This is a genomic window from Bradyrhizobium ottawaense (assembly GCF_900099825.1).
GTDB classification, from domain to species: Bacteria; Pseudomonadota; Alphaproteobacteria; order Rhizobiales; family Xanthobacteraceae; genus Bradyrhizobium; species Bradyrhizobium ottawaense_A.
Genome location: NZ_LT629693.1, coordinates 5,923,520 through 5,943,067 on the forward strand (window position 1 = coordinate 5,923,520; position 19,548 = coordinate 5,943,067).

At 61.3% G+C, this 19,548-nt stretch carries 15 protein-coding genes; 7 read left to right on the plus strand and 8 right to left on the minus strand.

All coding sequences use genetic code 11. From position 1 onward, the window contains the following. Positions 1 to 123 precede the first annotated feature (123 nt). Positions 124 to 1,551, minus strand: a complete 1,428-nt coding sequence (locus tag BLR13_RS27740; protein WP_079585751.1) for a TAXI family TRAP transporter solute-binding subunit — start codon at positions 1,549 to 1,551, stop codon at positions 124 to 126. Between the two features lie 495 nt (positions 1,552 to 2,046). Here BLR13_RS27740 and BLR13_RS27745 point away from each other — a divergent pair, with 495 nt between their 5' ends. From BLR13_RS27745 to ltrA, 3 genes are all read left to right on the plus strand, one after another. Further along, complete coding sequence (locus BLR13_RS27745; RefSeq protein WP_074817367.1) at positions 2,047 to 3,078, plus strand: IS110 family transposase; 1,032 nt, start codon at positions 2,047 to 2,049, stop codon at positions 3,076 to 3,078. 320 nt (positions 3,079 to 3,398) lie between these two features. Then, positions 3,399 to 4,430 carry an IS110 family transposase gene (locus BLR13_RS27750; protein WP_074816356.1) on the plus strand — a complete coding sequence of 344 codons (1,032 nt, stop codon included), beginning with the start codon at positions 3,399 to 3,401 and terminating at the stop codon, positions 4,428 to 4,430. Positions 4,431 to 5,151: 721 nt separating this feature from the next. Further along, positions 5,152 to 6,684: a group II intron reverse transcriptase/maturase gene (ltrA, locus tag BLR13_RS27760; protein ID WP_171944931.1), complete on the plus strand. Its 1,533-nt coding sequence runs from the start codon at positions 5,152 to 5,154 to the stop codon at positions 6,682 to 6,684. Positions 6,685 to 6,813: 129 nt separating this feature from the next. Here ltrA and BLR13_RS27765 read toward each other — a convergent pair whose 3' ends face one another. The 7 genes from BLR13_RS27765 to BLR13_RS27795 all read right to left on the minus strand — a co-directional run bounded on the left by BLR13_RS27765 (position 6,814) and on the right by BLR13_RS27795 (position 15,234). Beyond that, the gene (locus tag BLR13_RS27765) at positions 6,814 to 8,574 is read right to left on the minus strand and encodes an adenylate/guanylate cyclase domain-containing protein (RefSeq protein WP_244524949.1); all 1,761 of its coding nucleotides are present in this window, start codon (positions 8,572 to 8,574) and stop codon (positions 6,814 to 6,816) included. A gap of 218 nt (positions 8,575 to 8,792) precedes the next feature. Continuing rightward, the gene (locus BLR13_RS27770; RefSeq protein ID WP_074817364.1) at positions 8,793 to 9,089 is read right to left on the minus strand and encodes a hypothetical protein; all 297 of its coding nucleotides are present in this window, start codon (positions 9,087 to 9,089) and stop codon (positions 8,793 to 8,795) included. Between the two features lie 57 nt (positions 9,090 to 9,146). Then, positions 9,147 to 9,776, minus strand: a complete 630-nt coding sequence (locus tag BLR13_RS27775) for a 2-hydroxychromene-2-carboxylate isomerase (RefSeq protein ID WP_074817359.1) — start codon at positions 9,774 to 9,776, stop codon at positions 9,147 to 9,149. A 626-nt stretch (positions 9,777 to 10,402) separates the two neighbouring features. Then, the gene (locus BLR13_RS27780) at positions 10,403 to 12,316 is read right to left on the minus strand and encodes a flavin-containing monooxygenase (RefSeq protein WP_074817356.1); all 1,914 of its coding nucleotides are present in this window, start codon (positions 12,314 to 12,316) and stop codon (positions 10,403 to 10,405) included. After that, positions 12,313 to 13,092, minus strand: coding sequence for an SDR family NAD(P)-dependent oxidoreductase (locus BLR13_RS27785; RefSeq protein ID WP_074817355.1), 780 nt, complete (start codon positions 13,090 to 13,092; stop codon positions 12,313 to 12,315). The genes BLR13_RS27780 and BLR13_RS27785 overlap by 4 nt, the downstream gene beginning before the upstream one ends. Then, positions 13,082 to 13,741, minus strand: coding sequence for a TetR/AcrR family transcriptional regulator (locus tag BLR13_RS27790; protein ID WP_074817351.1), 660 nt, complete (start codon positions 13,739 to 13,741; stop codon positions 13,082 to 13,084). The genes BLR13_RS27785 and BLR13_RS27790 overlap by 11 nt, the downstream gene beginning before the upstream one ends. Continuing rightward, positions 13,738 to 15,234, minus strand: a complete 1,497-nt coding sequence (locus BLR13_RS27795; RefSeq protein WP_074817346.1) for an AMP-binding protein — start codon at positions 15,232 to 15,234, stop codon at positions 13,738 to 13,740. The genes BLR13_RS27790 and BLR13_RS27795 overlap by 4 nt, the downstream gene beginning before the upstream one ends. A 253-nt stretch (positions 15,235 to 15,487) precedes the next feature. Here BLR13_RS27795 and BLR13_RS27800 point away from each other — a divergent pair, with 253 nt between their 5' ends. The 4 genes from BLR13_RS27800 to BLR13_RS27815 all read left to right on the plus strand — a co-directional run bounded on the left by BLR13_RS27800 (position 15,488) and on the right by BLR13_RS27815 (position 19,548). After that, positions 15,488 to 16,747: an ABC transporter substrate-binding protein gene (locus BLR13_RS27800; RefSeq protein WP_074817343.1), complete on the plus strand. Its 1,260-nt coding sequence runs from the start codon at positions 15,488 to 15,490 to the stop codon at positions 16,745 to 16,747. A gap of 100 nt (positions 16,748 to 16,847) precedes the next feature. Continuing rightward, positions 16,848 to 17,750, plus strand: coding sequence for a branched-chain amino acid ABC transporter permease (locus BLR13_RS27805; protein WP_074817340.1), 903 nt, complete (start codon positions 16,848 to 16,850; stop codon positions 17,748 to 17,750). Beyond that, positions 17,747 to 18,772 carry a branched-chain amino acid ABC transporter permease gene (locus tag BLR13_RS27810; RefSeq protein ID WP_074817337.1) on the plus strand — a complete coding sequence of 342 codons (1,026 nt, stop codon included), beginning with the start codon at positions 17,747 to 17,749 and terminating at the stop codon, positions 18,770 to 18,772. The genes BLR13_RS27805 and BLR13_RS27810 overlap by 4 nt, the downstream gene beginning before the upstream one ends. Continuing rightward, the gene (locus tag BLR13_RS27815) at positions 18,769 to 19,548 is read left to right on the plus strand and encodes an SDR family NAD(P)-dependent oxidoreductase (protein ID WP_074817334.1); all 780 of its coding nucleotides are present in this window, start codon (positions 18,769 to 18,771) and stop codon (positions 19,546 to 19,548) included. Before BLR13_RS27810 ends, BLR13_RS27815 begins: the two co-directional genes overlap by 4 nt.

The window sequence follows — 19,548 nt, forward strand, 5'->3', positions numbered from 1 at the left end:
AAACGTCCGCGACTCGATTCCGTCCGTTCCCTTTTTAACGACGAACCAACATTGCCTTAAAATTGCTAGGTTGACTCCGCCCGGGCCGGCGCCAATCGCAGTGACACGTTTCACATGGCTGCGTCATCGTCGAGACGTGAGGCTGTGGCCTACCGCCGCGCCGCGAGTCGGTTCGAGGGTGCCCGCTTGCAATGCCGCGCGCCTCTCGACGATGGCGTGATTGAACAGTTCGAGCACCAGGCCAAAGGCCGCCAGTTCCTCTTCCTCGATGGCGCCGTCATCGTAGCATTCGAGCGCTTCACCGATGATGGCGTCGACCTCGCGCTGCATCGCCAGCAGTTCCTGGTTGGATTCCGCGGTGCGCACCCTGGAAACTATGGCCAGGATTCTGTTGCGATGGCTGGTGTTTTCCTCCCTTTCGTCCCGATTCAAATAGTGGCGCAACCAGGCGCCGGCCGAACCGATCCCGGAGAGAAGCAGGAGCGCAAACCAGAAGTAATCGCCGTACCTGTCGAGAAAGGTGCGTTCGGTGCCGTCGATGACGGCCGCCGCTCCCCGATGTACCGGCAGCTCGGCGTCTTTCTCGGTGTCCGGCTTGGTGATGTGCGCAGCGCTAGGCGCTTGCCTGGCAATCGCCTGACGGAGGGCGAATAGTTGCCGGAAAAATGCCGCCACCGTCGTTTCAGACAAAGCCTTCCGCGCCACGATCAGGTGGCTGACGCTGACCGTCTCGACCTTGTCATCCGGCCAGGCCGGATTCGCATTGAAGACGCTGGGTGGAATTTCCTCGGATTCATAACGCGGGTGCTTCAGGGCGATGGCTTCCGATGCCTCAATCGCGAGAAACTTCGGCTCGCCTCGCGCCCGAGCCGTCGCGGCGATGGCGTCGGAGGTGATTTTGCTGTCGAGTGGACCGACCGCCATGAATGCATCGAGGGTCGGGTCGCGCGCCAGCTCCTCGATTTGGTCCGTTCCAAATTGCGTAACCGCGACCTTGTCCGCCTCCACGCCGGAGGCGCTCAGGATGACCCGCAGCAACGCGGCGTTCGCCGGCGTCCGGCCGATCACGCCGACGGTGTGCCCTGCGAGATCGGCGATCTCCTTGATTTTCGGCGCGGGCTTTCTTTTGGAATTCTTGCCCGCAAGTCCGGAAGGCGACCACAGCACAAGGAAGTTCTTGCGCACGATGGCGACGGTCTGCGCGTCGGCCGGCATCTCCAGATCGCCACGACCGACTGCAAGGTCGGCCTTGCCAGCACCAAGCAGGGCGAGGGCTTCGACCGCTCCGTCGGACGTGATCAGAGACAGCCTGACGGTCCTGCTTTCGCTGGCGAAGGCCTCGGCCATCGCCTGAATCACTTTGTGATCGTCGCTTCCCGGCGGTCCGACGGCAATCCGGAGAGTTACCGGCCGCAACGCATAATACAGTGCGCCCGCGGCGGCGCCAAAAACAAGAAATCCAACGGCCAAGACCAGCAGTAAGGAATTGCTCCTTTTCCGCCGTCGGCGGGCTGCGTCACTGGTTTCATTTGTACCATCGGACGAGGACATTGCTGCTGCCAGTCGGAGATCAAAAGCGCTTCCTGCTTTGCAGGAATACCACGTTTTTCCAAGGGTAACGTCGGAGCAGCGGCCCTGGTTTCAAGAGCGGAATACCACCTGGCAGCCTGAAAAATGCGATCAAGGTGCCAGCTCTCTTGGTGAACGGCACATTAGCCGCGCGTGGATGGCCAACGTGAGCCAGTTTTACTGTGGTCGCTTTAACGGCTCAGATGGCTTTGCTGATTGAATAGCTTTAAAACTATACGCATGTAGGTATCCAACCTCAGCGGCGCGGCCATCCGCTCTTCAACAGCATTCTCCACTGGTGGGGAACTGGTTCGCTCCAGGTGCGGAACGGGTTCGCACGCGACAAGCCGTTCGGAATGCGACAGCCAAACGGAAATGGCGCTTCCGTTGTTGATGCTGTGGACGGCTCCTCCACCGGCACGAGAGTGCCACGGATGTGGGGGCTGTTAAGGCTCCCACGATTCAGAGGAGCGAGCCATGCAGACGGTTACGACAATCGGTTTAGACATCGCCAAGTCGGTTTTCCAGGTTCACGGCGTTGACGCTGGCGGCCAAGTAATTGTTCGCCAGCAATTGAAGCGTCGCTATGTCTTGACGTTCTTCCGGAAGCTGTCGCCGTGTCTGGTCGGTATTGAAGCCTGCGGCTCGGCGCACCATTGGTCACGCGAACTCCAGGCACTTGGTCACACCGTCCGGCTAATGCCGCCGGCCTACGTGAAACCCTACGTCAAGCGGCAGAAGAATGACGCGACTGACGCAGAGGCTATTTGTGAGGCAGTCACCAGGGCCAACATGCGGTTCGTGCCGACCAAGACTCCCGAGCAGCAAAGCGGCTTGGTATTGCACCGCACGCGTCATCTGTTCATCCGTCAGCAGACCTCCGTAATCAATGCGATCCGGGCTCATCTTGCCGAGTACGGGATAGTTGCGCCGGTCGGGCGTCAAGGTGTCGTAGAACTGCTCACTGTCGTCGCCGATCCGAACGACAGAAGGGTTCCGGAGATCGCTCGTGCGTGTCTTGCGGCACTCGGGGCTCAACTGCGCAGGATGAAGGAGCAGATCCTGGAGTTCGACCGGTTGATCAGGGCATGGCATCGGTCCAACGAAATGAGCATGCGGCTCGAAGAAGCCCCCGGCGTCGGTCCAGTGCTGGCCACTGCTTTGGTCGCTGCCGTTGCTGATCCAAAGTCCTTCCGATCAGGGCGCAACTTCTCGGCCTGGATAGGTATGGTACCGAAACAGCACTCCAGTGGAGGCAAGAACAGGCTCGGCAATATAAGCAAGCAAGGTGACCGCTATTTGCGCGGCCTGTTTGTGGCCGGCGCGCTTTCTGTCATCCGTTACGCCAAGATCCACGGCGCCAAACACCGGCCCTGGCTCACGGCCTTGCTGGCCAGGCGGCCGACCAAGGTTGCGGCTATCGCGCTCGCCAACAAGATCGCGCGGATGGTCTGGGTCATGATGGCCAGGGGCGAGCGATACAACGAACCCGTCGCGCTTGCGCGATGAACGAGATCGCGCCGGGCAACTGGCGTGATGTGAAGGTTGGGAGGGCGAACAGCACGTAATGCAGAGCCGGTCGATCCGGCGATCAGGACAACCCACATGTGCCAAGGCATTCTTGAATGCGAGTTGTTGGTCGGGACCTGATCCGCGGAGGGCATTATGGCCAGCGGTCATGTGAACCGCGTCTAAAGGCCGAACACATGGCTGCACCGACCAATGCTGCAAAACGTGAAAAATCTCTTGCCAACACGGAGCCAATGGTATGGACCCCGCCCTCCAGGCGAGTGAAATCTCGAACGCCAACTGCAACGAAGGAGGATATCATGCAGATCGTTCGAATAGGTCTGGATCTTGCGAAGTATGTGTTCGAGGTTCATGGCGTCGACAGTCTCGGAAAAGCCGTGGTGCGAAAGACGTTGCGTCGCGATGCGGTAGCCCATTTTTTCGCCAATCTGCCGCGATGTCTGGTTGGCATGGAGGCCTCGAACGGAGCGCATTACTGGGCAAGGGTGCTTTCCGATCTCGGCCATGAGGTTCGGCTGATCAGCCCTCAGTTCGTGACACCATATGTCAAGTCGAACAAGAACGACCGGAACGATGCGGAAGCTATCTGCGAAGCGGTCGGCCGGCCATCAATGCGTTTTGTGCCGCCGAAGTCGACTGATCAACTGGCGGTTCAGGCAGTTCATCGAATTCGTCGGCGTCTGGTCGCCGACCGTGTCAGACTCGTCAATCAGATTCGTGGCCTCCTTTCCGAGCATGGGATTGTCATTGCGCGTGACATCTCGCAGCTGCGACGCAACCTTGCGGTAATCGTCGGGAATGGCGATGACGGCCTCAGCGGCATGGTCCGCTCGCTCATGAAAGAGTTGCAGGCGGAAATGGCCGAAATTGATGATCGCATTGCAACCTATGACCGGCGGATACGTGAAATCTTCCGGACCAGCGAGCAGTGCCAGCGGCTTGGAAAGATCGAAGGCATCGGCCCTGTGACGGCAACCGCCTTGATTGCTGCCGTGGGCGATAGAACCTGCTTCAAGAACGGCCGTCAGTTCGCGGCTTGGCTCGGCTTGGTGCCGAAACAACGATCCAGTGGGGGGCGAGCCCGCCTGTTCGGTATCAGCAAACGTGGCGATCGCTATCTGCGCACATTGATGATCCATGGCGCTCGCGCTGTGCTCGGCAAAGCAGCCGGCAAGCAGGATCCCCGAAGCCTCTGGCTTGGGAAGTTGCGGCAAAGGCGGCATCCCAATGTCGCGGCTGTCGCGCTCGCCAACAAGAATGCGAGGATCGTGTGGGCCATGCTCTCGGGCGGCACATTCTACGAGCACGCACCGTCGGTGAAAGCAGCTTGAGGTGAAACAGCAAACGAAAGAATAACAGAAGGAGGTCTCGCCCGGCAATTGCAGCAAAATGGCAGGAGATGATGAAACGGTCATTCCGTCGCTTCCCGAACCTGGTGTGTGGACCGGCATGGCTTCGGCCAATGTCTCGGGGCCGATGAGGTGGAAGCGCGCGAAAATCCATCGGGGCTCGCGGCGAAGACGTTGTCCAGCCGCATAAAGAAGCCGGATATACGTCAGCAGTTGTGACCGAGGATCTTGATCCAGCCGACCTGTTGCAATCGGGCGGGGTCCATATACGTCCACACATGGCACCAACCGGACCAACCAGGCGCGTCTGGCGATGTCCGTTCATAGGGGGTAACTCGGAGTGCGCCGGGAGACCGGCAAGGAGTAGATGGTGGAAGTCCATCACGATGAAGGAGTAGCGAACCGCATCGACCCCGAGTCATGCGCAGATGCCCGCGAGGGCCTCGGCGAAGCGTTGACAGGGAAGCGCATAGGCCAGCCATTGAGCCGCGAAAGTACCCTCATTCTGGGTGCCGACGTCGTTCCGGTGACGGAAGGCAACACGGATGGGCGCGATAACGCGAGCGCCCAGACGGCCCGGCGTGGTCTTAGACACTGGCATGTGCGCACGCTCTTTGCTTGGGAACCGGGAGATCTCATGGTCGGCCAGCACCAGTATGCGTGCTGCACTGGCCCGCGTCGGGAAGGCGAGGAGCCGTAGCCGATGATGTACGATCATGAGAAGTCTGACCCCGCCATAGTAGCTGTGAAGCCAACGAACAAAGCCGGGCAACCGGCTGTGGAGTTGGTGGAGCCAAGGGCGGGGGCCGAGGGGAATGTGCGTCAGCAAAGCACGGGCCGGGCACAGTACCGGGGAACCGTGTCACAGGCGCTGGAGCGCATACGGCAAGCCGCAAGGCAAAGGAAGAAGGAGAAGTTCACCGCGCTCTTCCATCACGTCAGTATTGACCATCTCGCAGAGGCATTCTCTGAACTCAAGGGGAATGCTGCAGCTGGAGTGGATGGGCTGACATGTCGGGATTACGAGCAGCACCTTGAGCGCAATCTTGAGGACCTGCATGCTCGCGTCCATCGGGGAGCGTATCGGGCACTACCGTCGCGGCGGGTTTACATACCCAAACCGGATGGTCGGCAACGCCCGATCGCGGTCGCCGCCCTTGAGGACAAGATCGTCCAGAGGGCCACGGCTGCGGTGCTGAGCGCGATCTACGAGGAGGATTTCCTCGGGTTCTCGTATGGGTTCCGACCCGAACGCAGCACGCACGATGCGATGGATGCGCTCATGGTCGGGATCACCAGCACAAAGGTGAACTGGATACTGGACGCTGACATCCGCTCGTTCTTCGACACGGTGAGCCAGGAGTGGCTCATCAGGTTTGTAGAACATCGCGTCGGCGACCGACGTATCATCCGCCTGATCCAGAAATGGCTCAAGGCAGGCGTCCTGGAAGACGGAATCGTGACGGTCAGTGACAAGGGGACCGGGCAGGGATCGGTGATCTCACCGCTTCTGGCCAATCTCTACTTACACTACGTTTTCGATCTCTGGGCCGAGCGCTGGCGACGGCGTGAGGCAGCGGGCAATATGATCATCGTGCGCTACGCCGACGACCTCATTGTTGGCTTCGAGCACGAGACCGACGCCCGTCGCTTCCTCGACGAGATGCGTAAGCGGTTACAGGAGTTTGCACTGTCGCTTCATTCGGAAAAGACCCGGCTGATCGAGTTTGGACGCTTCGCGGTGGAAAACCGCAAGCGGCGCGGGCTCGGCAAACCGGAGACCTTCACCTTCCTGGGCTTCACCTTTATCTGCAGCAAAACTCGTCGGGGCAAATTCCAAATCAAACGAAAGTCCCGGCGCGATCGCATGCAGGCAAAGTTGCAAGCCATCAAACAGGAACTGCGACGGAGCATGCATCAGCCGATTCCCCAGCAGGGAAGATGGTTGCAGCAGGTCGTCACCGGTTACTTCAACTACCACGCGGTGCCGACAAACAGTTCGTCACTGTCCGCGTTCCTATTCCACGTTACCAATCTCTGGCGGCGAACGCTGCAGTGGCGGAGCCAAAAAGATGGGATGACCTGGGAGCGGATCAAGCGGTTGGCCGACCACTGGCTCCCGAAACCGCGAATCCTTCATCCGTGGCCAGAGAGTCGCTTCGCCGTCAGACACCCAAGGTGGGAGCCGTATGCCCGAATTGGGCCCGTACGGATCTGTGCGGGGGGCGCGAGGTAACTCGCGTCCCTACCGCGGAAGTCGCGTTTGGAGGCCGTCAGGACCGCCTTTGACCCAACTAGGACATCGATGTCATAGGAAGGCCCACTCGTTTCGTTCCACTTGCGGCCGACGTAGGCGAACTCACGGTCAGTCCGGAAGGCCTGCATTTCGGAGACCCTTGGCGAACGTTGCGAGGTCCTCTGCTCGGCGAAATGGTGTTGAATTTATCAGGTTCGAGGCGCGCAAATCGGGACTACGTTCGAGTACCCGTACCATGGCTTTCTGTGCTGGCTCAAGCCGCCCGGCGAGCGCATTGCTGGCTGCGGAAATGCACATCGCCAGAACGAAAGTCGGATTGTCGCGCGTCGCCTTCTCGGCGCATGACGACGCCATGTCATAACGGCCCGCGAGAAAATGCGCATACGCCATGGCTCCGTGCATGCTGAAGATGGACGGATCGAGTGGGCTCAGGCGCATGGCATGCGCAACGTGATCGAGTGCGACGTCGGGCTCACCTCTCCAAACTCTCAGCCAGGCACTAAGATTCCAAGCTTGAGCTAAGTTCGGATTGACCGTCAGTCCCCGATCCATGAAAGCCACAGCGTCGTTGAACTCATGGGCTACAAAGGCGAGTGAATATCCGCCCATACACAGCGCTACCGGGTCATCTCCACCGAGATGAACTGCTTTCCGGGCCAGCCGCGTAGCTTCGGCGCTCTCCTGCACATCCTCGATCATCCAGCCGCGCGCCTTGCGCTGCATGTAGCACCAAGCGGCCATGCCGTAGGCGCAGGCTAGATGAGGGTCAAGCTCGATCGCCTTGCAAAAGAGCTGGAGCGCCTCGCTGTTCGCGTCCCTGTTCCAATAACGAGCTTTCGCCAGCCCACGCAGGTAATAGTCGTATGCGTCCAGATTCTCGGTTGGTTTGCGAGTGGCCCGCTTGATATCCTCACTCTGCAGCTTCGGGGCGATTGCACCCACGACGCTGGAAGTCACATGGTCCTGTAGATCGAACATATCTTCGAGCGCACCATCAAACCGGTCCGCCCAGAGATGCGCTCCGGTTTCGGCATCGATAAGCTGCCCTGCGATTCGAATACGGTTTCCGGCCTTGCGCACGCTGCCTTCGAGTACGTAGCGCACACCAAGCTCGCGGCCAATCTGCTTCACGTCCACGGCACGGCCTTTGTAGGTGAAACTCGAATTACGTGCGATCACAAACAGCCAACGAAAGAGCGACAGCGCCATCGTGATATCCTCCACGACACCATCTGCGAAATACTCCTGCTCCGGATCGGCACTAAGGTTCTGGAAAGGTAGCACGGCAATCGAGGGTTTGTCCGGGAGCACCAACGTGGGTCTTTGTTCTGCTGCCGCAACACGATCCTTCACTCTGAAAACCCGGACTGGTCGCTCAATGTTCTTGAGCTTCTGCTCGCCGGCATCATCAAAGACAATATCGATTTTGTCGCGGAGTTGCCGGTAGGCATCATCCGAGACACAGATGCCGCCCGGCTCCGCCAGTCCTTCCAGCCGTGCCGCCACGTTCACGCCGTCGCCGAAGATGTCGCTACGATCAATGATGATGTCGCCGACATTGATCCCAACGCGAAACTCGATCCGCTTCCCCTGCGGCACGTTTACGTTGCGCTCCACCATGCCACGCTGAACATCAAGAGCACAGCGCATGGCGTCGACCACGCTGCTGAACTCGGCCAGCATTCCATCACCGGTGTTCTTGACAACACGGCCGCGGTGTTCGGTAATCTTGGGATCGATGAGGGTGCGTAGATGATCCTGGAGCTGGACGTGCGTGCCCTCTTCATCCAGGCCAGTTAACCGACTGTAGCCAGCCACATCGGCTGCCAAGATCGCAGTGAGTCGACGCTCGACGCGCTCGCTGGCCAAGGCACGCCTCCGAGATAGGTGGGATACAGTTTACGCCTTCCAGTTCCGAGAGCCAAGTAATGAGAGACAGTGTTTGGCATCCACTGAGCCCAGCGCCCTGAGGGTCCGTCCGTGGCTGATCATGTCCGGCGTTGGCACTAACAGACATGAAAGCCGATCCGATTGATGTCTGCTTTCGCGGACCGTACCCACCAACCGGATTTACAAGCCGACGCGCCCTAGCCCTTCGGGAAATCCTTGCGCATCGCGATTTCGGCGGCGACGCCGGGCGACAGTACGTTGCCGTCGAATGCCGGCTGGCGTTCGGTGACGATGTCGTAGAGCGAAATCTGCTTGATCGGCTTGGCCAGCAATTCCCGGATGCAGTCCGCCAAGGTGCCGTTGTAAACCATATACGGCGTCTTGCTGGTGACCCGCTGGTTGTTCAGCGACGGCCACTTCTTCAGGTCGGCAGGTGCGTCATAGGCAATCGCGATGTTTTCCGCGAACGTGCCCGGTTCCGGTATCTCGAACATCCCCCCGAGGCTACCAACGGAATAGTAAACAGATCCCAAACCGGAGGGGCCGTGGCCTTACTTCCGGTGCCGGCTGCCCAGCGCTTTTGCGATCGATTCCGGGTTTTCGATGCGTTCGATCAGGAGGTCGATCCGGTCGCCGCCCCAGAACAGTTCGCCGTTGAAGACCATGGTCGGCACGCCGAACACGCCGAGCGCTTCCGCCTCGTCGATGATGCGGTCATGCTCCGCGCGGGCAGGTCCCCGAACATAGGTTTCGAAGTCCCTTGCCGAACCTCCGACCGACGCAATCACGCCCGCAATCTCCGACAGTTCGTCGATTTCGAGGTCGTGGCTCCAGAACCGCCGGAACACCGTATCATGATAGGGGCGGAACAGGCCGTGCGCCTGTGCGAACAGCATGCCGGCGCTGGAATAGAAGGCGTCATAGATGCGCCGCGGGCCTTTCATGGTGAGGCCCTGTGCGTTGGCATAGCGCCGGGCGTCCATATAGGCGTAGCGCACCTTGCGCCAGAAATGCGGCGTGCGCTCTTCCACCGTTCCCATGAACTCGGCAACGCGCAGCGTGTAGGGCAGCCATTCCAGCTCGACGCCGTACTGTTCCTCGAGTTCGAACAGCCGCTTGTTGGCAACGAAGGCGTAGGGGCTCTTGTAGTCGGTGTAGACGCGTACGCGCGGCTTTTCCATTGCGGGTCCTTGTTCGGGCCATTGTTCTTGGCATTCTTCTTGGCCGAATAAAGCACGGAAACATGCATTGGGTCACGTGCCCAAACCGGCAACGCCAGTCGCACGATCGAAATCCTGACGACTGAATTTGGTGACTCAAAATTTGGTGATTAAAACGAGTGGGCCCCGGTGCATCTAAGGCATCGCGGGGCCCTGCTTCTTCGTTTTAGCGAAGGATGGCTGGTAAAAACCAGTGAGACCCAAGGATCCGGAAAGCGCGTGGCCTTTGCGCTCCAGTCCCGCCTGTATGTTTGAATTTTAGACGGTGCAACGAGGTCAGCAGCTGCCGTTCACCTCATCCGCGCCGGAACCTTGCGTTGAGCAAGGTCACCAACTGATCCGGTGGCGTCATGCTCCTCTCCAAGAGTTGACCGACGGACATGCGTCCGTTGCCGCTGCGTGCCGTCACGACCACATGATCGAACGTCAATTCCTGTGAAGCTCGGAGCCCGCGCGCTCCGTGACTTCGAAGGGTGCAGCGAGGAAATGCTGCGGCAGATGTCGGCGAGTGTCAAGCGGAGTCGCTGCCGGTTCCGCTATGGCTTTTGGCCAAATGCTGCAGGGGTCCTGACCCAATGCAGCGGCGATCAGATTTTGGTTTGCCGGTATTGAGTGAAATCCGGATCGTGCGTCATCGACCAGTAATCGACGAAGCGCCACGGCATCGCCGAGAACACCCGGCCTTGTCCGTTGCGGTAGTAGGTGGTCATGCCGGGATGGGTCCAGATCAACTGCTCATGTTCGGCATCGACTTTTCGGATGTACTGATCGTGCGCGGCGGGATCGACATCGATCGCGGCGACGCCTTGCTCGATCATCGCGACGAGACATGACGAGATGTAACGGCTCTGGCACTCGGACTGGAAGATCACACTGCCGCCATGCGCCGGGCCGGAATTCGGTCCGAGCATGACGAAGAAGTTTGGAAAGTCCGGTACGGTCAGGCCGAGATAGGCGGTCGGATTGTCGTTGGCCCAGGCCACTTTCAGATTCTTGCCGCCACGTCCGCTGATGTTGAGGCGCGCCGCCATCTCCGTGACCTTGAAGCCGGTCGAGATGACGATGATGTCGGCGGGCCGCAATTTTCCGTCTGACGTGACGATGCCGTCGGGCACAAAGCGATCGATGCCGTCGGTGACCAGTTCGACATTCGGCCTGGTCAGCGTGCTGAACCAGCCATTGTCGAGCAGGATGCGCTTGCCGTAGGGCGGATAGGTCGGCACGCATTTCTCGATGAGGTCGGGACGGTCTTTCAGTTCGGAATGGATGAAGTTCGTCAATTCCTCGCGATGGCGGTCATTGCCCTTGTTGACGGCACGATCGGGATGCGGCCAGTCCGGATCCTTGCGCAGGAATGGCAGCAGGCCGTCGCCATAGCGCCAGAACATGTTGAAGCGGTACCACTGCACATAGAACGGCAGATGCGCGAGCAGCCATTGCGCGCCGTCGGAGATGGGGTCGTTCAGTCCTTCGACCGGCCGGGCCCATTGCGCGGTGCGTTGATAGACGGTGACCGATGCGACACGGTCGGCAATCGCCGGCACCAGTTGCATCGCGGTCGCGCCGGTGCCGATCACGGCGACGTGCTTGCCGTCGAACTCGATGTCGTCGGACCACAAGGCCGAGTGCAGCGTCTCTCCCTCAAAGGTTTCTTCGCCCTTGAAATGCGCGGGCGAGGGGTCGTTGAGCTGGCCGATCGCACTGACGAGCGTGGTCGATTCGAAGATCTCCTCGCCGCCCGCTGTCTTCAATATCGAAATCCAGCGGCGCTTGTTCTCGTCCCAGCGTGACGACGTCAGTTCGGTATTGAGGCGAAGATGCTTTCGGATGTCGTATTCGAGCGCGACCTTCTTGAGGTAGTCGAGCAGCTCCTGCCGCTTGGCGAAATATCGGGTCCATGGATTTCGCGCGCCGAACGAGAACGAATAGGAATGGTTCGGCGTATCGACGCCGCAGCCGGGGTAGCGGTTGACATACCAGGTGCCGCCGAGTTCGGCGTTCTTCTCGACAATGGTATAGGGGATGCCGAGCCGGCCGAGCGCTACGCCGAGCGCAATCGCGCAGACGCCGGCACCGACGATCAATACGTGTTGTCCGGCCAGCTTTTCGCTTTCCGGAGGTTTGCTCCACCGTGCCTCGCGCGGAACAAATCCCATTTCCTCGCGCATCAGCGGCGCGTATTCGGGCGCTACATTCTCGCCGCCGAGCGTCGCGCACATCATGCGCAGCATCAATTTGTTGCCGGGGTCCGTCATCACCGGTTGGGGCGCGCCGTTCTCGAACAGCTTCAAAACAGCGGCGCGGATTTCCGCCTGGATTTCCGGCGGGACGCCGGCTTGCGGATCGGGGATCAGGCGAACGTCACGCTTCGGCTTGTACGGCGGCTCCAGCCAGCGCTCGTCGCCGGTCATGTGCACCAGCACCATCAAGAGCACGCGGATATCGCCTTCGGCGATGGCCGATGCGAGATCGAGCTTCTTGCGCGGCAATTCCACGTTCATGCTGACGCTCCCGGTGCTTTCGGCAGGCCGCCATAGGCGGCCCAGGTCGTGCCTGCGATATAGCCGGCATCGACCGGTAGGTTTACCCCGGTGACGCCGCTGCTCATCGGCGACAACAGCCACACGATCGCCTGCGCGACCTCTGACGGTTCGACCAGCCGGTTCATCGCCGTCGGGCTTTCGAGCAGTTGCCTGTTCAGCGCACCTGAGGCGATGCCGGCTTCGAGGGCGGCGGTGCGGGTGAAACCCGGCGACACCGCATTGACGCGCACGCCGGCGCGGCCCCATTCGGCGGCGAGCGTCTGCGTGATCTGGATGACGCCGGCTTTCGCGGCGGTATAGGCGTGGATCGGGCCGGAGCTCATGCCGGCCACGGAGGCGACATTGACGATGGCGCCATGGCGGCGTTCGGCCATTTTTACGCCGACGCTGCGGGCGACCAGAAAGGTGCCGCGCAGGTCGATATTGACCTCGCGGTCCCATTGATCCATCCGCACCCGTTCGATCGGGTGCATCTTGCCGAACACGCCGGCGGCATTGACGAGGCCGCTGATCGGGCCGTGCGCGGCCTCGATATCGGCGATCCCGTTCACGACGGCGCTTTCGCTGGCGACATCGAACGGCGCGGGCCACAGGATTGTGTCCGTCCCCGCAAGCGTTTCCGGCTTGATATCCGTGATCACGACGCGGCGGCCTTGCTCGGCCAGCAGCACCGCGGTCGCAGCGCCAATGCCGCGGCTGCCGCCGGTGACGAGAACGATACCGTCAGCGGTCATGGCGGTTGCCTTTGTCGGATGTCGTGAAGAGCCCGCGTGTCATCAGCTTTTGATAGGCCGAGATGACATGGTCGGGGACGGCGGTGACGGCGCCGCCGGAATAGGAATAACGTTGGCTGAGATAGCCGCGCGCACCCATCAGCATATAAACGACGGCCTCGAATTCCTGGTCGCTGAAATCCTCGATCGCGCCGGCGTCGCGCGCCCGCTGCAGAATTCGGACGTAGGCGGTGACGATATTGTCAAGGTGTTTCTGGTAGCCGGTTGGCGCAAAGAATTCGGCCTCGTTGAGGATGCGCAAAAATTCCGGCACCTCGCGAATGAAGTCGAAGAACGCGCCGAACCGTTCGATCTCCTGCCGCGCCGCCTGCGCGGTGCCGGTGCGCTCGCGGATGAAGCGCACCATGTCGATGCCGATCTTCGGCAGCAACTGATCGAGCAGTTCCTGGCGGTTTTCGAAATGATTGTAGAACGTGCCCTGGGCGACGCCGGCTTGCTCGGTGATGCGGGCCACGGAGGCTTCGGCGTAGCCGTGCTTGCCGACGATCTTGGTGGCGGCGTCGAATATCTTGCGCTTGGTCCAGGCGTTGCGCTCGACCCGGTTGAGCTTTGCCACCTTGCCCGATACGGCTTGCGAAGTTGGCGTCATGCGTGGGCCTCCAGTTCGGCGCGCAGCACGCGCTTGAGCACCTTGCCGGACGGATTGCGCGGCAGGCTGTCGCGGATGATCAGGTGTTTCGGCACCTTGAAGCCGGCGAGGCGCGCGCGGCAGTGGTCGGCGAGGGCGGTCAGATCCAGCGCGGCACCGTCGCCGAGCACCACGATTGCGACCGGCTTCTCGCCCCAGCGCGGGTCGGGCATGCCGATGACGGCGACTTCGCGCACCTGCGGCAATTCGTAGATCACGCGTTCCACTTCCGAGGACGCGATATTCTCGCCGCCGGAAATGATCATGTCCTTCTTGCGGTCGGTCAGATAGAGAAAGCCGTCGTCGTCGAGATAGCCGACATCGCCGGTGCGAAACCAGTCGCCGAAGAACGCGGCCGCGGTCTTTTCCGGATCCTTCCAGTAGCCCTGCGTGACCTTCGGCCCGCGCAGGCAGATCTCGCCGTTCTCGCCCGCGGCCAAACGATGGCCGGCATCGTCGCGGATCTCGATCTCGACATGGGCAATGGCGCGTCCGGTCGACCCGATCTTCTCGATCTCGCGGCCGGCGTCCATGAAAGTGTCGCCGCCGCAGCTTTCCGTCAGCCCGTAGGCGTCGATGTAGCGGGCATTCGTAAAATACTCCGAGAAGGCGCGGATGCGCACTTCGGGCGTCTTCTCGCCGCCGCCGATGGCCCAGCGCAGGCTCGAGACGTCGTAGTTGTCGCGGGCAGGGCAGGTGAGGATCGCGGTGGTCATGACAGGCGCGAACCACGCCGCGTTGAGTTTCTCGGCTTCGATCGCCGCCAGTGCTGCCTCCGGTTCAAAATTGCGATGAATCGAAAGCATGCCGCCATGCCAGAGCACGGCGATTCCCGGCAGATCCAGCGCGCCAACGTGATAGAGCGGGCCGACCACCAGCAACCGCGTGTCCGCGTTCAGTCCTAGCACCAGCGTCTGGTCGGCTGATTTCCAGTAGATGTTCTCGTAAGTGAGCATTACGCCCTTGGGCCGGTCCGTGGTCCCTGACGTGTACATCAGCCGCATCAGGTCACGCGGTTGGCGGACGTGCATCGGGGCAGGCGCGATATCCGGCGCCAGCCGCGTGGCGGTCGATTGCGCTGATACATCGAGCAGCACCACCGGTGCGCCGCCGGCCGCAATATCGGCGAGTTCTTCATCCGCCATCAGAAGGCGCGCGCCGGAATTGCCGACGATGTAGCCGACCTCGTCGGCCGAGAGGCGGTAGTTGATCGGCAGAAACACTGCGCCGATATGGCTCGCGGCAAACACCAGTTCGAGAAATGCCGCGCTGTTCTTCATCAGCACCGCGACGACGTCGCCGGGACCGATGCCGCGCGAGATCAACCAGCCGCCGACGTTCCGGATGCGGGCATCGAACGCGGCATAGGAGATGTCTTCGCCGCGGTATTTCAGCGCGGCGCGATCCGGCGTCCGCCGGGCGTGAAAGGCAATGAAGCTGGATAGGTTGATCATTATCCCACGCAAAGGGCCGGTTTCCGGCTCATTCCTCCCTGAAGTCCGGTCCTGACCGGGCTTCCATTTTTGTTTTGACGCGTTTTCCTGGGGTGAACCGGTACCCACTTCGCTTGAAAACGCTTCCGATGAATTATGAGTCGTAATTCATCTTTGTCTTGACGTCACCCCCCTTGCTCTGAAATCTTGTGCGCACGGAGGCAACACGATCTCCGGCAGGATTTGGGACCAGAAACCCGACAGGGAGGAAACAATGACGAGAACCCGCAAGCCGGGCGTCAGCCGTCGCGCGACGCTCGCGATGATGGGCGCCGGTGCCATGACCTTTGCTGCGCCATGGGTGGCGCGCGCGCAGGCCAAGACCATCAAGATCGGCATGCCGACCATTCTGTCCGGGCGCGTCGCGCAGCTCGGCACGTCTTCGCGCAACGCCGTGATGATGGAAGTCGAGAAGGTCAACGCCGCGGGCGGTCTCGCCGGCCGGCAGATCGAAATGGTGATCCGCGATTCCAAGGGACAGCCGCAGGAAGCCGCCCGCATCGCGCGCGAACTGGTCAACACCGACGGCTGCGAACTGCTGTTCGACGGCGAGGCCTCGTCCGGATCGTTCGCGGTCCATGAGGTGGCGCGCGATCTCGGCGTGCTCTGCATCCATACCTGTTCGGAAGCCTCGTCGCTGACCGCCGATCCCAAGCAGCACATTCCGAACGCGTTCCGCTCGGTGCGGCAGGGCATTCACGATTCCATCGTCGGCGGCAGCTATGCGGCGGCGATTGCCAAGGCCAAGGGCCTGAAGAAGTGGGCGACCTGCGCGCCCGACTACGCCTATGGCCGCGACACCACGGGCGAGTTCACGCTGTACCTGAAGCGGTTTGCGCCCGACGTCGAGATCATCAGCGAGTCCTGGCCAAAACTGTTCCAGCCCGACTACACCGAAGTCGTCACCAAGATCCTGCAGGCGAAGCCGCAGGCGCTGTATTCCTGCCTGTGGGGCGGCGATCTCACCTCCTACATCGATCAGGCCAACATCTATGCGATGTTCAGCGCGATGGAAGTGTTCGCAGTCAACATGGCCGATTACACCGCGCTCACGGTGGTGAAGAATCTGCCGAAGGGCATCCATTCCGGTAACCGCTACATCAAGACCTATCCGGCGACGGCGGAGAACGCCGCCTGGGGCGATGCCTACAAGGCCAAGTACAACGAATATCCGACCAACTGGTCGTGGCAGAACGCCACCGCAGTCATGCTGTTGTCGGAGGCGGTGAAGAAGGCCAACTCCACCGACGGCAAGAAGATCGCCGACGCGCTGCGCGGCCTGACCATCAAGTGCCCGTTCGGCGCCGACGGCACCGTCACCATGCGCGCCGAAGACCAGACCCTGGTCGGCTACGCCATCGGCTGGGGCACCACGATCCCGCAGGAACCCTATGTGCCGGAGGTCAAGCCCGGCGACTGGAAGACCATCTTCGAACTCGAAGCCGAGTGGAAGAAGAGCAAGGGCTACACCTGATCGATCGACAAGCGCGGAGGCGGCATCGGCCGCCTCCGCCTTTTACTAGTTGGCTTTTCGCGCGCGGAAAATTCCGGCGCGCCGTAACGGATATCACCCCTTGGATCTCGACGCGCTCACCGGCTGTCTCGCCAGTTCCGCCTGCCTGGTGACGCAAACCACCAGTGGCTTCATCATCGGCATGCTGCTGTTTCTCGTCGCCGTCGGGCTGACGCTGATTTTCGGCGTGCTCAAGGTGGTGAACTTCAGCCACGGCGCCTTCTATATGTTCGGCGCCTATTTCGCGATGACCGCCTATCAGTTCACCGGCAGCTTCGCGCTGGCGATGCTGTGCGGCGCCGCCGGCACCGCGCTGCTCGGCCTTGTCTTCGAGCGCGTGTTCATGAGCCGGGTCTATGGCGGCGACGTGCTGATGCAGCTCCTGGTCTGCTACGCCTTCGTGCTGATCTTCGACGACGTCGTGCGCATGGTCTGGGGCCCGGAATTCAGATCGATGGGCATGCCGGCGGCGTTCCAGGTGATGCCGCTGTTCATCGCCGGCGGCGTGGTGCCGCCATATTATCTGCTGCTGATCGGCGTCGCACTGGCGATGGCCCTGATCCTCGGGCTCGGCCTTGCCCGCACCCGGCTCGGCAAGGTGATCCGGGCCGCGGCGCATAATCCCGGCATGGTGTCGGCGCTCGGCATCAACACCGGGCTGATCTATGGCGGTGTGTTCGCGCTGGGCGGCATGCTGGCGGGCCTTGCCGGCGCGCTCGCGGCCCCGGTGCGTTCGCTGACCCCCGGCATGGGATTTTCGGTCCTGATCGAATCCTTCATCGTCACCGTGATCGGCGGCATGGGCTCCATCTTGGGCGCACTGATCGGTGCGCTGTTGATTGGCATGATCCGCTCGTTTGGATCGCTCGGCTTTCCGCTGTTCACCGAAGGCCTGATGTACCTGTTCATGGTGATCGTATTGGTCGCGCGGCCCACCGGCCTGTTCGGCAAGGAGGTCGCATGACCGAATTGCAGGCGGGGCAGGCGGCCGCGGTTCCGCGCATCGAGGTCAAGGCGCGGCGCCTGCGCTATCGCGATGTGCTCATCGCGCTGATCGCTTTTGCCGTGCTGGCCAGCCTTCCGATGTTCTTCGGCAGCAAGGCGCTGCTCGATTTCGTGATTCGCTGCTCGGCCTTCGGGTTATTTGCGACCTCGCTCAACCTCTTGGTCGGCTATACCGGCATGATCTCGTTCGGCCATGGCATGTTCTTCGGCCTCGGCGCCTACGGTTTCGGTCTGATCATGCAGCGCACCGGCGTGCCGGTTCCGGTCGCCTTTGTCGCGACGCTGATCCTGACGACCATCATTGCGGCCGTAATCGGCGCGATCTGCGTGCGGCTGAAGGAAATCTATTTCGCGTTCGTGACGCTGGCGTTCCAGATGCTGATCCACTCTACCATCCTGTCCTGGGCCTCGCTGACCGGCGGCGACCAGGGCCTGCGCGGCGGCATTCCCCGGCCGGTGTTTCTCGGCATCGATCTGTCGAACCACGTCCATCTCTATGTCACGAGCTGCGCGCTGCTGGTGATCGGACTGCTAGCCATGCGCCAGATCGCGCAATCGCCATTCGGCTATACCTTGCGCATGATCCGCGACAACGCCAACCGCGCCAGTTTTATCGGCATCGATGTCTGGCGCGCCAAGCTGACGATCTTCGTGCTGGCGGCGCTGTTCGCGTCCACCGGCGGCATCATCATGGCGCTATTCGTCTCGGGCGCCTATCCCGAATTCGCCTACTGGACGATTTCGGGCGAGGGCATCTTCATCAACATGCTCGGCGGCGTCACCACCTTCTTGGGGCCGATGGTCGGCACGGTCTTGCTGTTGATCCTCAACGATACAGTGACCCGGCTGACCGAATATTACGGCATCGTGCTCGGGATCGTGATCCTGTTCTTCGCCATCGGACTTCGAAAAGGCCTGATGGATTTTGTGGTCGAATGGTACGCGCAGCGCCGTGTTGAGCCTGGGGAGCGCACGCCATGAACTCAAAGCAGCGGATCAGCGTCGTCACCGGCGGCGCCAGCGGCATCGGCGAAGCCTGTGCGCGTGAACTCGCAAGCCAGGGCGATCTCGTCGTCGTTGTCGACCGCGATCTTTCGAAAGCGGAAGCCGTTACCGCCTCCATCGGCGGCCGGGCTTATGTGGCCGATGTCGGCGACGAACTCGGCGTCGAGGCCTGCGCCGGCGTGATCGAACGCGAATGCGGTCCGGTCGAGGTGCTCGTCAACTCTGCCGGCATTATTCAAGTGCCGGTGCGGCCGCACGACTTGCCGATGCGGACCTGGGACGACGTCGTTCGCGTCGACCAGCGCGGCACTTACGTGGCTTGCCTTGCGTTTGCTCGGGCCATGATCGCGCGCGGGCGCGGCAGCATCGTCAATATTGCTTCAATCGCCGGCATGCGCTCGATGCCGTTGCACGCCTATGGGCCGGCGAAGGCCGCGGTGATCGCCATCACCGAATGCCTCGCCGCCGAATGGGGACCCTCTGGCATTCGCATCAATGCGGTATCGCCGGGCTACACCCTGACCCCGGCGCTGAAGAACGCCATCGATAAAGGCGAGCGGGACACCTCTGCGCTAACAGCCAACGCCGCGCTGCGCCGGCTGGTTGATCCTGCGGAAATCGCGCGCGTGGTGGCGTTCCTGGCCTCCGATGCGGCCTCCGCCATGACGGGAGCCAACGTGCCCGTCGATTGCGGCTGGCTCGCCGGCACGTCGTGGAGCACCTATGGCGGCCTCCGGGAGGCGGGTAACTAG

Excerpts from the sequence above, each read along its gene's own strand:
- BLR13_RS27740 (WP_079585751.1), bottom strand. The coding sequence starts at position 1,551 with ATGTCCTCGTCCGATGGTACAAATGAAACCAGTGACGCAGCCCGCCGA.
- BLR13_RS27745 (WP_074817367.1), top strand. The coding sequence starts at position 2,047 with ATGCAGACGGTTACGACAATCGGTTTAGACATCGCCAAGTCGGTTTTC.
- BLR13_RS27750 (WP_074816356.1), top strand. The coding sequence starts at position 3,399 with ATGCAGATCGTTCGAATAGGTCTGGATCTTGCGAAGTATGTGTTCGAG.
- ltrA (WP_171944931.1), top strand. The coding sequence starts at position 5,152 with ATGATGTACGATCATGAGAAGTCTGACCCCGCCATAGTAGCTGTGAAG.
- BLR13_RS27770 (WP_074817364.1), bottom strand. The coding sequence starts at position 9,089 with ATGTTCGAGATACCGGAACCGGGCACGTTCGCGGAAAACATCGCGATT.
- BLR13_RS27775 (WP_074817359.1), bottom strand. The coding sequence starts at position 9,776 with ATGGAAAAGCCGCGCGTACGCGTCTACACCGACTACAAGAGCCCCTAC.
- BLR13_RS27780 (WP_074817356.1), bottom strand. The coding sequence starts at position 12,316 with ATGAACGTGGAATTGCCGCGCAAGAAGCTCGATCTCGCATCGGCCATC.
- BLR13_RS27785 (WP_074817355.1), bottom strand. The coding sequence starts at position 13,092 with ATGACCGCTGACGGTATCGTTCTCGTCACCGGCGGCAGCCGCGGCATT.
- BLR13_RS27790 (WP_074817351.1), bottom strand. The coding sequence starts at position 13,741 with ATGACGCCAACTTCGCAAGCCGTATCGGGCAAGGTGGCAAAGCTCAAC.
- BLR13_RS27795 (WP_074817346.1), bottom strand. The coding sequence starts at position 15,234 with ATGATCAACCTATCCAGCTTCATTGCCTTTCACGCCCGGCGGACGCCG.
- BLR13_RS27800 (WP_074817343.1), top strand. The coding sequence starts at position 15,488 with ATGACGAGAACCCGCAAGCCGGGCGTCAGCCGTCGCGCGACGCTCGCG.
- BLR13_RS27810 (WP_074817337.1), top strand. The coding sequence starts at position 17,747 with ATGACCGAATTGCAGGCGGGGCAGGCGGCCGCGGTTCCGCGCATCGAG.
- BLR13_RS27815 (WP_074817334.1), top strand. The coding sequence starts at position 18,769 with ATGAACTCAAAGCAGCGGATCAGCGTCGTCACCGGCGGCGCCAGCGGC.